We start from the raw sequence: 12,998 nt of genomic DNA on the forward strand, positions 1-12,998 counted from the left end.
GATGGCCGACGAGGTCGCGCGGCGACTCGTCCACGTCACCGGGTCGGCCGTCCCGCTCTCGCACCTACTCGCCCCGGACCTCGTCACGTGGCGCGTCGTACAGGCGTTTCTGGCGGTCTGTCTGGTCGCCGTCGTCGTCTTGGAGTACCTGCGCCTCTCGGTCGGTCTCGACTGGGCCATCTACGACCGCCTCACCCGGTCGTACGAACAGCACAACCCCGCGGGGTACGCGCTGTACATCGTCGGGATGGCCGTCGTCGCCGGGGCCGTCGCGGTGGGCCTCCCCACGGCCGTCGCCGTCCCCGCGATGCTGATGCTGGCCATCGGCGACCCCATCAGCGGCCTCCTCGGGTCCGCGGACGCCAGCAACGTCAAGCAGGCGTGGGTGCTGCTCGTGATGTTCGGCGTCTGTACCCTGCTCGCGGCCCCGTTCGTCTCGACGCCCGCGGCGGTGTTCGGCGGCGTCGCCGCGACGTTCGCCGACGGCGTGAAACCGACCGTGGCGGGCTACGTCGTCGACGACAACTTCTCGATTCCCGTCCTCTCGGCCGCCGCGATGTGGGTCGCCGTCGCCGCCCTCTAGACGACGTGGAGCGCAATCAGGCCGAGCAGGAGGTACTCCCCGTCCTTGGCGAGACACAGGGTGTCCGTCGCGTTCGTCTGCCCGAGGAACCACGTGAGCGACAGCGAGTAGCTCACGACCGGGAGCGCGAACACCGCGGGCAGGGCCGCGTGCGGGACGGCGGTGAGTGCGACCAGCACCGCGAGCGAACAGCCGTCGAGCACCGCCAGTAGCTGACGGGTCCGACCAACGCCGAGGACGACCGGGAGCGTCTCGACTCCCGTGGCCCCGTCGCCGACCACGTCCCGGACGTTGAACACTTCGACGGAGACGAACGAGCGGAGGACGAAGAGCAGACAGACCGCCACCGCGACCGGACCGACGGGCTGACCCGCCACCGCCAGCGGGAGCAGGGTCACCGTCAGCGCCCACGCCGAGGCCACGAGCGCGGTGTTCGCCACGAACACGTCCTTCAGCCGCCGCCAGCCGGGTGCAAGCGGGACGCTGTAGAGGACGCTGGCGACGACGGGGAGCAGGGCGACGGCGAACGCGTCCGGACCACCCGCGAAGAGCGCGATGCCCGCGCCGAGTCCGAGCGCGGCCACGGCGACGCCGGCGACCAGCACCGGGTGGGCCGCGACGAGCGACGCCCGCTCCGGACAGTTGACGGCGTCCTCCTCGACGTCGGCGAGGTCGTTGGCCGTGTAGACGGCGAAGGAGACGAGGCCGACCACGACCGGTGCGCTCGGTGTCACGACGCCGAGCAACACCGCCGCGAACGCCGTCTTGGCGGCGGCGACCACGCCCTGCAGGACGCTGAGTTGCTGGACCCACCAGAGCGAGTGGGTCAGGGCCTGCCAGACCTGTCCGGACGCCGTTCGGCTGTGATACCTCATAGTGGTACACACGCGGCGGGACGGGGTGATTGCTTCCCCCGACCGCCCCCGGCACCGGTCATCCGTCCAGTTCCGGGAGCGCACGGTCCAACGCGAAGGACACTTCGCTCCCGCCCCCGGGCCGGTACTCGAACGTGAGGTCGTACCCCGACTGCTCGACGAAGCAGTAGACGAGCCACAACCCGACGCCGGAACTGTGCTGGAGCGGCGTCTCCCCCTGTTCGAGGATGCGCCGTTCCGTCTCGGGGATGCCCGGTCCCTCGTCGGCGACGCTGACGTGGACGCGGTGGTCCGCGACGGTGACGTCGACGGTCACTGACGGGTTCGGGCCCGGGTCGTGTTCGATGCCGTTCTCCACGAGGTTCTCGATGGCGGCCTGCAGACCGACCGTACAGCGGACGAACGCGGTGTCGGGACAGGACGCCGTCACCGTCGCGTCCGGGTGACGCCGCGAGTACCGGGCGACGACGGCCTCGACGGTACTGGCGACGTCGGTGCGCTCTCTGGCCCGGTCGCTGGTGACGATGCGCTGAATCGTCCGGAGTTTCGCGCTCGTGGCCATGATGGAGGTGGCACTGTCGTCGATGGCCCGCAGGTGCGTGCGCCCGCCCTCGTCGACGAACTCTTCGAGCACCTCCGCGTGGCCCATGATGGTGTTGATGCGGTTGGCCATGTTGTGACGGAGGACCCGCGAGACGAGGTGGAGGTGGCGCTGTCGGCGCTGTTGGTCGGTGACGTCCGAGAGGACCACGGTCCAGCCGAGGTGGTGCGGGCCGTCCGTTATCGGGGAGGTCTGAACCGAGAGGTACGGGCCCGTCTCACTCCGCGGTTCGAACTCGACGCGGCCGGTCTCGGCACAGTCGAACCACGACTCCGCCTCCTCGGCGACCGTGTCGATGGGTTCGTTGCGGTGTTCCCGCAGCGCCGGCAGGAACTCCGCGGCGGTGGGGTTGAAGTCGCGGATGCGCCGTTCGGAGTCGAGGATGACCATCCCCTCGCTGCTCTGTTCGACGGCGGTGTCGCGGGCCAGCGGGACGATGTCGAAGAAGTCCAACTGGATGGACCACGTCGTCGCGATGCCGAACAGCACCAGTCCGATAGGCGTGTAGTCCAGTCCCGGAATCGGGGCGCTATCGAGGACCGAAACGACGTTGACGAGCAGGGGCAGTGCGCTCCCGAACGCGACGAGCACCACCGACGTCGTGCTGTACCTGCTCCGGAGGTGGATGTCCAACAGCGCGTACACCGCGAAGCAGTACAGTCCGTAGGCGATGAAGACGTAGAGGAAGTACGCGGGCCCGAGGCCGGCGTGGACGAGGTGGGGGAACACCGCCGTCGAGAGTTCGATACCCGTCCAGAACAGGTGGTGCAACGGGTTCGTGAGGATTCCGAGACCGAGTAGCACCAGCGCGACGGCCACCCCGCCGACGAACACCGGCCGTCGGTGCCAATCTCGCCCGGTGTACTGGGACGCGAAGACGAAGAAGACGGTCACGAACAGCACGCCGAGGGGGAGTTCGAGGGCGACGAGTGCGGTCTCGACCACCCGCGGCAGGACGAGTTTCGTCGCGGCGCTGAACGACCACACCGACATCAGCGCCAACAGCGCCGTGAACGAGCGCATACCGCGTATCCCGTGTGGGTACGACCGGAGGTACCACGTCAGTCCGGCGAGTGCCAGACCCGCGAGAGCGAAGAACCCCACGAGTGCGACTTCGACCGGACCGGAGATACCCATGCCCGAGTATTATCAGAAGATGAAATAAGACCTTCGTCGGAGAGAGTTTCACTTCCACCGCGCTACCTGAACCCTTAACCGGCGGCGCGAACAACTCCTCGCCAATGGCGACCACCGACGCCGAGTCCGGTGGCGAGTACGTCACGGAACCGCTGGTCACCGACGCGTTGCTGGAGAACCGGCGGTATCAGGTCGAACTCGCCGACACCGCCACCGACGACCACACCCTCGTCTGTCTCCCCACGGGTCTCGGCAAGACGACCGTCTCCCTGCTGGTGACCGCCCGGCGTCTGCACGCCGTCGGCGGCAAATCCCTCCTGCTGGCTCCGACGAAACCGCTGGTCCAGCAACACGCCGAGTTCTACCGCGAGGCACTGACCGTCCCGGACGACGAAATCGTCGTGTTCACCGGGGAGGTCAGACCCGACGACCGGGCCGAACTGTTCGAGAGCGCCCGCGTCGTCATCGCGACGCCGCAGGTCGTCGAGAACGACCTCGTCGGCAACCGAATCGACCTCTCGGGGGTCACGCACTGCACGTTCGACGAGTGCCACCGGGCGACCGGCGACTACGCCTACAACTACATCGCCGACCGCTACCACGCCGACGCCGACGGCCCCCTCGTCACCGGGATGAGCGCCTCGCCGGGCGACGACGAGGAGGCCATCCTCGACGTATGCGAGAACCTCGGCCTCTCGGAGGTGGCGGTGATGACCGAAGACGACGCCGACGTGGCGGAGTACACCCACGACACGAGCGTCGAGTGGAAGCGCATCGAACTCCCCGACGTCGTCGTCGAGATACGCGACGCCGTCAACGAGGTGGTCGCCGACCGCCTCGAACAGTTGAAGGAACTGGGCGTCACCAACAAGTCCTCGCCGGACCTCTCCGAGCGCGAGATTCAGGGGATGCAGGCCGAGTTGCGGAAACTCATGGACAACGACCAGAGCGAGGGGTATCAGGGGATGAGCCTGCTCGCGGAGATTCGGAAGTTGCGGACGGCGGTCACCTACGTCGAGACCCAGAGCGTCGAGTCCCTGCGGCGGTACTTCGAGCGCCTGAAGGAGGCCGCCCGCTCTTCGGGGGCGTCGAAGGCCGACCAGCGACTCGTCAGCGAACCCAAGATTCGGGAGGCGATGCGCAAGGCCCGCGCGTACGACGACCTGCACCCGAAGTTCCGGCAGACGCGGATGTTGCTGGCCGAGACGCTCGGCATCGAGAACGGCGAGCGAGTCATCGTCTTCACCGAGTCCCGGGACACCGCCGAGACGCTGGTCGACTTCCTCTCGGACCACTTCCAGACCGAGAAGTTCGTCGGACAGAGCGACACCGACGGCAGCGAGGGGATGACACAGAAAGAGCAACAGGAGACCTTGGACCGCTTCCGGAGCGGCGAGTTCGAAGTGCTCGTGTCTACGTCCGTCGCCGAGGAGGGACTGGACGTCCCGGAGGTCGACCTCGTGATGTTCTACGAACCCGTGCCGACGGCCATCCGCGCCATCCAGCGCAAGGGGCGAACGGGGCGACAGGCCGAGGGCCGCGTCGTCGTCTTGCTGGCCGAGGACACCCGGGACGAGGCGTACTTCTGGAAGGCCCGCAACGACCAGAAGCGGATGAAACACGAGTTGCAGAACCTCAAGAGCGTCGCCGGCGAGTTGGAGGCCGAACTCGGCCAGACGGGACTCGACGAGTACGAGGACGCCGAGGGCGACGGGGCCGAGAGCGAGACTGTGAGCGACGCCGCGACGGACGACGCAGAGTCGGGGACCGCTCCCGCCGAACACGGGGGCGACAACGGTGAGGGCGGTGCCGGGGGCGGCGACGCTGGGCGCGACGGGCAGGCCGGACTCGACGCGTTCGCCGGGAAGGACGTGGCCGACGTCGGGGACGACGCCGACGCAGACGAACTGGAGGGGACCGTCGCGACGGTCGACGGCGACGCGGAGACGATAGAGATAGTCGCCGACCAGCGCGAACTCGACTCGACCATCGCTCGTGACCTCTCGACCCGGGACGGCGTCGAGACGCGACTGGAGACCCTGGCCGTCGGTGACTACGTCCTCTCGGACCGCGTCGTCGTCGAGCGCAAGACCGTCGAGGACTTCATGGACACCCTGACCGGCGGGGACCGCTCGATGTTCGAACAGGTGGGCGACGCCACCCGACACTACGCCCGCCCGGTCGTCGTCGTCGAGGGCGAGGACCTCTACGGGGCCCGGAACGTCCACCACAAGGCCATCAACGGCGCGCTGGCCTCGCTCGCGGTGGACTTCGGCGCCAGCGTGATGCGCACCGCCGACGAGAGCGAGACGGCGGACCTGTTGGAGGTCATCGCCGGTCGCGAACAGGACGAGGGCGACCGGGAGGTGAGCGTCCACGGCGAGAAACAGTCCAAGACCCTCGCCGAACAACAGGAGTACGTCGTCGCCGCCGTCGCGGAGGTGGGACCGGTGACCGCCCGGAACCTGCTGGACCACTTCGAGAGCGTCGAGGCGGTGATGACCGCCACGGCCGACGACCTCATGGCCGTCGAAGGCATCGGCGAAGTGACCGCCGAGCGCATCCGGTCCGTGGTCGGCGGCGACTACGCCCCCTGAACCCGCCGCCCCGACTCTGTTTCACGGTTCGGCACACGTATAGAAACGTTGAAGCAGTTGTACTTCACAGTTATTTCAGGGGGAGTTACTGGTGACAGATTCGACGACCTACGGTGACCGCGACTTCGACTTCGAACTCCACAACGTCGGGGCCGGTAGCGAGACGCTGACCGCCGCGGCGCTCGCGGCCGACCACGAGTACGTCCTCGCAGTCTTACTTCGGAACCACTACTGTCCGCTCTGTCGCCGCCTCGTCAGCGACGTGGCCGACAGGTACGACGAGTTCGCCGGCCGGGACACCGCCGTCGTGCCCGTCCTGCCCGACATCCGTGAACGAGCGCTGGTCTGGCACCGGCGCTACGAACTGCCGTTCCCGATGCTCGCCGACCCGAGCGAGAACCGCCGTTCGACCGACGGGCGAGACGGCGCGCCCGACGAGTTCGACGCGTTCGGTCGGTTCCAGCGAACGATTCCACGCCTCCCCGGCGTCGTCCTCTTCGAGTGCGTCGGCGACGGACTGCGCATCGTCTCCAGACACGGCGGCCCCACCCCGCAGGACGTCCCCACTCCCGACTGGCTCCTCGACCGTATCGACGCGGCGCGGGACGGCGAGCGAGTGGACGCCGCCAACGGCGTCCGCGCGGACACCTGAGCCTCAGAACCGCGCCGCGTCCAGCGCCTCGGCGGCCTCGCGGGCGGCCGCGAGGTGTTCCCGCGCCTCCCGTGGGTCCTCTGCCGCCGCCGCGCGTTCGGCGAACCGTCTGACCGTCTCCGCCAGCAGGGACTCGGCCGCAGTGAGGTCCGCGCGGACGTCACCGCCCGAGTCGTCGACGGCGGCCCTTCGAGACGACAGGTCGGGAGTCCGTTCGGGTCCGGAGAACTCGTCTCCGCTCGCAGACGTACGCACGCCCGCACTCGCACCGCGGCCGGCGTCGTGTCTCTCGTCCGCGTCCCGGCCGGCCCCCGCTTCGTCTGGAGTCCGCGCGGGGTCGGCCGACGGGACGTCCCGTCGGTGCGCCGCTTCGGACTCGGTCGGTCGGTCTGCCGTCGGTTCGCCAGGCGTCTCGGCCGACTCGCCTGCGCTCTCCGGTTGCTGGTCAGTCGCGCCGTCGGCCGACGACTGCTCGGCGTCGGCACCGTCGCCGCCGAACTGGACGCGGGCCTCGTCGCTCGGGTTCGCCACCTCGATCTGGTCGCCGCCCTCGGACTGACCGCCGTCGTCGGCCCCGTCCTCGGCCGTCTCGCCCTGCTCCCGTGTGATGGGTTTCTGGCAGGTGGGACAGAACTCCTGTCCGTCGTAGCGGAAGATAGGGTCGCCACAGTCCGAACAGTGGGCGTTCGTCATCGTCGCGCCCTTCAACAGGAGTTCGCTCATCTGTTCGGTGGCCGCGCGCTGTTCCTCCTCCTTCTCGAACTTCTCGCGCAACTTCTCGCGTTCGGCTTCCTTGTCGAAGTCGCTCATACCCGTATCAACGCCGCGGCGCTGAAAACCGTTTTCGGGTCCGTCACCCGCCAATCGGGGACCCGTGGAGGGGGGTTTCGACACGTTTAACGTTCGCGCGGGTGGCGTTTCGAATGGTATGACAAAGGTAAGCGTAGTCGGCGCGGCCGGGACGGTCGGCGCCGCGGCAGGGTACAACATCGCGCTCCGCGACATCGCGGACGAAGTCGTCTTCGTCGACATCCCCGACAAGGAGGAAGACACCATCGGGCAGGCGGCCGACACCAACCACGGCATCGCCTACGACTCGAACACGACGGTCCGACAGGGCGGCTACGAGGACACCGCCGGGTCGGACGTCGTCGTCATCACGGCCGGCATCCCGCGCCAGCCCGGCCAGACCCGTATCGACCTCGCGGGCGACAACGCCCCCATCATGGAGGACATCCAGTCCTCGCTGGACGAGCACAACGACGACTACGTCTCGCTGACCACGTCGAACCCCGTCGACCTGCTGAACCGCCACCTCTACGAGGCCGGCGACCGCTCGCGCGAACAGGTCATCGGCTTCGGCGGCCGACTCGACTCCGCGCGGTTCCGCTACGTCCTCTCCGAGCGCTTCGACTCCCCCGTCCAGAACGTCGAGGCGACCATCCTCGGCGAACACGGCGACGCGCAGGTCCCCGTGTTCTCGAAGGTCCGCGTCGACGGCACCGACCCCGACTTCGAGGGCGAGAAAGAGGAGATTCTCGGCGACCTGCAGGAGTCGGCGATGGACGTCATCGAACGCAAGGGCGCGACCGAGTGGGGCCCGGCCCGCGGCGTCGCCCACATGGTCGAAGCCATCGTCCGCGACACCGGCGAAGTCCTGCCCGCATCCGTCAAACTGCAGGGCGAGTTCGGCCACGAGGACACCGCCTTCGGCGTCCCCGTCCGACTCGGGTCGGACGGCGTCGAGGAGATTGTCGAGTGGGACCTGGACGACTACGAACAGGACCTGATGGCCGAGGCCGCCGAGAAACTCTCGGAGCAGTACGCCAAAATCGAGTAACGTCTACGACCGCTCGCCGCGTCTCTCTTTTCGTCTCTACACGTGTTCGGACTGCTCGTCCAGCCAGTCGGCCTCCTCGCCACAGTCGCCCGACTCCTCGGCGATGTCCGCACCGAGGAGCGACGCCCACTCGTCTAGGTGTGACTCCGATGCGTAGTCTCGGTGTGACATGGCTGTGAGCGAATCATCTCCGCGGCGTTATATAACGATTGTGCCGGTCAGCACCCGAAAATGAGGGGCGTTACTCTCGGAGCGTCTCCGGGACCTGAATGGAGTAGCGGCCGTCCTCCTGCAACGCGACGATGTACTCCTCGCGGTCGTACAGTTCCATCAGGTTCAGTTCGTACTGCCCGGGTTCGAGCACCTTGATGGACTCGAACTGGTCGTTCAGTTCCTCGCGGAGTTCCTGCAGGTCCGGGCGGTCCTGCTGTTCGGCCTCCGCCGGCGAGTCCGTCTCGGCGTCGGCCGGTTGGAACCGGTGTTCCTCCTCCGAGTCCGCCTGCGGTTCCGAGGGGAGTTCGTCCGGTGTCACGACGTCCGCGCGGGCGCTCGCCTGCGCGGCGTCTTCGGTGTCGGCCCGCTTCGCGTCGACGCCGTCGGCGGCGGCGCTCGCGGGTCGCTCGCTCGTCGAGGACGACTCGGCAGTGCCAGCGGTTCCAGTCGAACCGGCGGCCTCGGGGTCGGCGCCGACACCGGGGTCGTCGCCGCTCCCGCCGACGATGTCCCGCACCGTCGCCGCCGTCTTGCCGACCGTGCGCGCGACGGTGCTGTCGGCACCCGGTGGCTCCGGCGGTTCCGGGGGTTCCGCGTCCGGGGGGGCGTCGCCGTCGACGCCGTCCGGTCGGAACTGGAACTTGTTGCCGCCGCAGTTCGGACACCCCGACAGCATCTCCTTGGAGCCGTCGTCGAACGTGCGGCCGCAGTTCGTGCACTGGTGGGGCATTATTTCCGGGAGACGAGCGCGCTGATGAGGGTTTCGTCCTTGTGGAGCGTCTCGATTTGGTTGGCCGGTCCGATGACCGTCAGTTTCTTCGTCGACTGCTTGCCCATGATGCGGTCGAGGATGCTCGCGTCCGACGTCTCGGACTTGGGGTAGGTCTCTATCTCGATGCCGTTGAACTCGTCGGGGCTGATTTCGGTCATGGTGACCTCGATGAGCCGTGACTCCTCGTCGGGGGAGAGCCCCTCTTCGAGGATGACGATGTTGCCGTCCCGCACCCCGTCGAGAATCATCCGTATCTTCTCCATCGAGGCCATCCCGTCCATCCGCTCGCCGCTGATGAGGTCTATCTGGACGCCGTCGTCCTGTCCTTTGATTTCTGCCATCCTAGTTCACCCGAAGTACTCCGCTATCTTGTCGTAGACCTCGTCCATGTTGTCGCCCTCTAGTGCCGAGAGCGGGATGGTCTCGTGTTGTGGGTACGCGTTGCGAATCCGCTGTACCGACGAGTCTTCGAGGTCTATCTTGTTGGCGAGAATCAACACTGGGAGGTCCTGACTCTCGATGATGCCGATGAGCATCGTGTTGACCTGCGTGAACGGGTCCGTCGCGGAGTCCAACACGTAGATGACGCCGTCGACGTCCTCGCGAAGCCAGTGCATCGCTTCCGCGACCCCTTCCGTGGCTTCCCGAGAACGACGAACGGCGTCGTCCTTCTCCATGTCGTGTTCGAGGAACTCGGTGTAGTCGACCTTCGTCGTCACGCCCGGCGTGTCGACGATGTCGATGGTCACCTTCTTCCCGTCCCGTTCTATCTCTACGTTCTCCTTTCGACGCGCGCGCCGCGTCTCGTGTGGCACGTGGCTCTCCGGGCCGACGGCGTCGCCGGTCCAGTCACGCGCGATGCGGTTCGCCAGCGTCGTCTTGCCCGCGTTCGGCGGACCGTATATCCCGATGCGTTTCGGGTCTTCTTCGGAGAACAGCGTCGATGCTGCCCGTGAAATGCTATCTTTGAGGTTTGTTAGCAGTCCCATCCTATCCTCCCGCCGCTCCGGACTCGCCGGTTTGGCGGCTTCTGCCCGTAGAAGAAAGGCGAATTCACTTAAGGCTACGTCAGACAACCATCAGAAGATAGATACGAGTTGGTGTCGGAACCGACAGGTCGGCCGTTTGGACCCGAAGCGGAACCCCTCGGCGACGCGAGAAGCGGATGGTCGACGCACTCGAAGCGACGGGACGTCCGTCCGCCGTGCCGCCCATCGGTGGGACGAGCGATGCGAACCCGCTTCTTGGACGCGGGACGGATGGAAAGGACCACGATAGGGTCGGGGTTCCCGTCCAACCGAAGCCACGCGAGGACGACGCCCGACCACGAGAGTGGGTAGCGTTGCGGACGGGAAACGGTGGGGTGGGGAGGATGCCCCCCACCCCTTCGTTTCAGGTGGAACGGGGAACCACCCCGGCGTCGACCCCGTCAGGAGCCGGTCGGACGAGGGTTCGAGCATCTTGCGCGAACGGCGGAACTAGGAATTTCTCGACCGAGAAGGCGTTAGACACTAGACTAGAACAGCTGTAACTATCTAGACGGTTGTTTTTCTCTAGTACGGGTTAGGTTTATTTGTATCTGTATTAAATCTTTCCTAGACTAGATGGGAGACCTGCTACCGCTCACGCCCCCACCTCTCCTTGTGGCCGTTCCACCCGAAACGAAGGGGTGGGGGGGTCCACTCGATACGAGGGAGCACGCAGTCGACGGGTGGTGGCGTGTAGTCGGTATGCGACTCCTACTCGCGTCCGGCCACCGCCGACGCTCGTCGGCTCCAGCTTCACGACCACCCCCTAGTTCGCGTGCAACCCCGATGGAAACCACTGTCAGATTCGAAAACGTGTCCTATCTCGATTAATCCGTGATTAGACGCGTCCACTGCTGTCGCCCGGCAAACGCCCCCTCTGTATCACGGGTCCCTCCTTTTCGGGTGGACTCGAAGTCGCGATTCGACCGAAATATTTAATATCGAATCAGCCACGGGTTCATGTGGTTCAACTGGACGCACCGGTGAGCGTCGACACCCGCCAGCGCTGGCACACACGCAGTCTTCACGTCCGCTCTCCCGGTGCGTCCGTTGCTTTCCACTCGAAACAAGGGGGTTTCGCTCTCCAGTATGACTGACGCAAGCGACGATTCGGACACCGAGCCTGACACGTCGGAGGACGGGGAGTACTCGCTCTCGGCCGAGGAGACGGTCGAGGGCCAGTCGTCGACGCCCGACCTCGACGACGTCGTCCTCGACAACCTAGACACGCCCGACGGTGGTGAGTCCGACGAGGCGTCCCGCGGCCTGTTCGACGACTTGCTCGAGGGCGAACCCATCTTCGAGAACAAGGAGGTGCTCCGTCCCTCCTACACTCCGCACAAACTGCCCCACCGCGAGGAGCAGATAAACAACATGGCGACCATCCTCGTGACCGCGCTCCGGGGTGACACCCCGTCGAACATCCTCATCTACGGGAAGACGGGGACGGGGAAGACGGCAAGCGCCAAGTTCGTCAGCGAGGAGCTGGAGACGACCTCACAGAAGTACGAGGTCCCCTGCGAGGTGGAGTACATCAACTGCGAGGTGACCGACACCCAGTACCGGGTGCTCGCCCAACTCGCCAACAAGTTCATCAACAAGAACGTCGAGGTCATCGACGACCGCATCGAGTCGCTAGAGGACCTCTCGTCTCGCGCACGCGAGGACGCGGCTGCACTCGAAGACACCGAGTTCGACGACGTCGAGTCTGTCGAAGCGGAAATCGACGACCTCACCGCGGACAAGGAGGGGTTCGAGGAGGTGCCTATGACCGGGTGGCCGACCGACCGGGTGTACTCCTCGTTCTTCGACGCGGTCGACTACCACGAACGCGTGGTCGTCATCATGCTCGACGAAATCGACAAACTCGTCGAGAAATCGGGCGACGACACTCTCTACAACCTCTCTCGGATGAACTCCGAACTGGAGAACTCGCGCGTCTCCATCATGGGCATCTCCAACGACCTGAAGTTCACCGACTTCCTCGACCCCCGCGTCAAATCGAGCCTCGGCGAGGAGGAAATCGTCTTCCCGCCCTACGACGCCAACCAACTGCGGGACATCTTGCAGGCCCGGGCGGACGTGGCGTTCAAAGGGAGCGCCCTCTCGGACGACGTCATCCCCCTGTGTGCGGCCTTCGCCGCGCAGGAACACGGGGACGCCCGCCGCGCGCTCGACCTCCTCCGGACCGCCGGCGAACTCGCCGAACGCGACCAGACCGACCAAGTCGAGGAGGACCACGTCCGACAGGCCCAGGAGAAGATAGAACTCGACCGGGTCGTCGAAGTGGTCAGGACGCTCCCGACCCAGTCGAAAATCGTCCTCTTCGCCATCATCCTCTTGGAGAAGAACGGCGTCCGCAACATCAACACCGGCGAGGTGTTCAACATCTACAAGAACCTCTGCGAGGAGATAGACGCCGACGTGTTGACCCAGCGCCGGGTCACCGACCTCATCTCGGAGTTGGACATGCTCGGCATCGTCAACGCCGTCGTCGTCTCGAAGGGCAGGTACGGCCGCACGAAGGAAATCTCGCTGTCCGTACCGACCGAGGAGACCGAGGCGGTGCTCCTCTCGGACTCGCGACTCGGCGACATCGACGACGTGCAACCGTTCGTGCAGGCCCGGTTCGACAACTGAGCGCTCGGACCGACTCTCGGAGCGGCGACTGAATCTCCGGACCGACGAGCGAAACCGGGA

The 12,998-nt window shown here is 66.3% G+C and carries 12 protein-coding genes; 5 read left to right on the top strand and 7 right to left on the bottom strand.

Annotation, left to right across the window (positions count from 1 at the left end):
- The first annotated feature begins 1 nt into the window (after window position 1).
- Entirely contained in the window at window positions 2–583 is a 582-nt protein-coding gene (locus Hhyl6_RS08805; protein WP_483738836.1) for a dolichol kinase, read from the top strand.
- Here the strand turns inward: Hhyl6_RS08805 and Hhyl6_RS08810 are convergent.
- Entirely contained in the window at window positions 580–1,458 is an 879-nt protein-coding gene (locus Hhyl6_RS08810; protein ID WP_483738837.1) for a UbiA family prenyltransferase, read from the bottom strand. The genes Hhyl6_RS08805 and Hhyl6_RS08810 overlap by 4 nt on opposite strands.
- Before the next feature lie 58 nt (window positions 1,459–1,516).
- Window positions 1,517–3,196 carry a histidine kinase N-terminal 7TM domain-containing protein gene (locus Hhyl6_RS08815; RefSeq protein ID WP_483738838.1) on the bottom strand — a complete coding sequence of 560 codons (1,680 nt, stop codon included), beginning with the start codon at window positions 3,194–3,196 and terminating at the stop codon, window positions 1,517–1,519.
- A gap of 104 nt (window positions 3,197–3,300) precedes the next feature.
- Here Hhyl6_RS08815 and Hhyl6_RS08820 point away from each other — a divergent pair, with 104 nt between their 5' ends.
- Together Hhyl6_RS08820 and Hhyl6_RS08825 are read left to right on the top strand one after the other, a co-directional pair.
- On the top strand, window positions 3,301–5,793 hold the full coding sequence (locus Hhyl6_RS08820) for a DEAD/DEAH box helicase (RefSeq protein WP_483738839.1): 2,493 nt from the start codon (window positions 3,301–3,303) through the stop codon (window positions 5,791–5,793).
- Between the two features lie 91 nt (window positions 5,794–5,884).
- The gene (locus Hhyl6_RS08825) at window positions 5,885–6,445 is read left to right on the top strand and encodes a redoxin domain-containing protein (protein WP_483738840.1); all 561 of its coding nucleotides are present in this window, start codon (window positions 5,885–5,887) and stop codon (window positions 6,443–6,445) included.
- Window positions 6,446–6,448: 3 nt separating this feature from the next.
- Here the strand turns inward: Hhyl6_RS08825 and Hhyl6_RS08830 are convergent, their stop codons facing one another.
- A complete protein-coding gene (locus Hhyl6_RS08830; protein WP_483738841.1) occupies window positions 6,449–7,255 on the bottom strand; it encodes an Sjogren's syndrome/scleroderma autoantigen 1 family protein in 807 nt (268 codons plus the stop codon).
- A gap of 118 nt (window positions 7,256–7,373) precedes the next feature.
- Between Hhyl6_RS08830 and mdh the strand changes: the two genes are divergently transcribed.
- The gene (gene mdh / locus Hhyl6_RS08835; protein ID WP_483738842.1) at window positions 7,374–8,285 is read left to right on the top strand and encodes a malate dehydrogenase; all 912 of its coding nucleotides are present in this window, start codon (window positions 7,374–7,376) and stop codon (window positions 8,283–8,285) included.
- Window positions 8,286–8,321: 36 nt separating this feature from the next.
- Here the strand turns inward: mdh and Hhyl6_RS08840 are convergent, their stop codons facing one another.
- The 4 genes from Hhyl6_RS08840 to Hhyl6_RS08855 form a co-directional block, all read right to left on the bottom strand.
- Entirely contained in the window at window positions 8,322–8,456 is a 135-nt protein-coding gene (locus Hhyl6_RS08840; protein WP_483738843.1) for a hypothetical protein, read from the bottom strand.
- A 70-nt stretch (window positions 8,457–8,526) separates the two neighbouring features.
- Window positions 8,527–9,228, bottom strand: coding sequence for an OapC/ArvC family zinc-ribbon domain-containing protein (locus Hhyl6_RS08845; protein WP_483738844.1), 702 nt, complete (start codon window positions 9,226–9,228; stop codon window positions 8,527–8,529).
- A complete protein-coding gene (locus Hhyl6_RS08850) occupies window positions 9,228–9,611 on the bottom strand; it encodes a DUF2073 domain-containing protein (RefSeq protein WP_483738845.1) in 384 nt (127 codons plus the stop codon). Before Hhyl6_RS08850 ends, Hhyl6_RS08845 begins: the two co-directional genes overlap by 1 nt.
- A gap of 6 nt (window positions 9,612–9,617) precedes the next feature.
- The gene (locus tag Hhyl6_RS08855) at window positions 9,618–10,259 is read right to left on the bottom strand and encodes an Era-like GTP-binding protein (protein ID WP_262179172.1); all 642 of its coding nucleotides are present in this window, start codon (window positions 10,257–10,259) and stop codon (window positions 9,618–9,620) included.
- Window positions 10,260–11,387: 1,128 nt separating this feature from the next.
- Between Hhyl6_RS08855 and Hhyl6_RS08860 the strand changes: the two genes are divergently transcribed.
- Window positions 11,388–12,938 (top strand): Cdc6/Cdc18 family protein, encoded by a 1,551-nt coding sequence (locus Hhyl6_RS08860; RefSeq protein ID WP_483738846.1) that lies wholly within the window; start codon window positions 11,388–11,390, stop codon window positions 12,936–12,938.
- The last annotated feature ends 60 nt before the right edge of the window (window positions 12,939–12,998 follow it).

It is taken from the genome of Haloarcula sp. H-hyl6 (genome assembly GCF_056934455.1).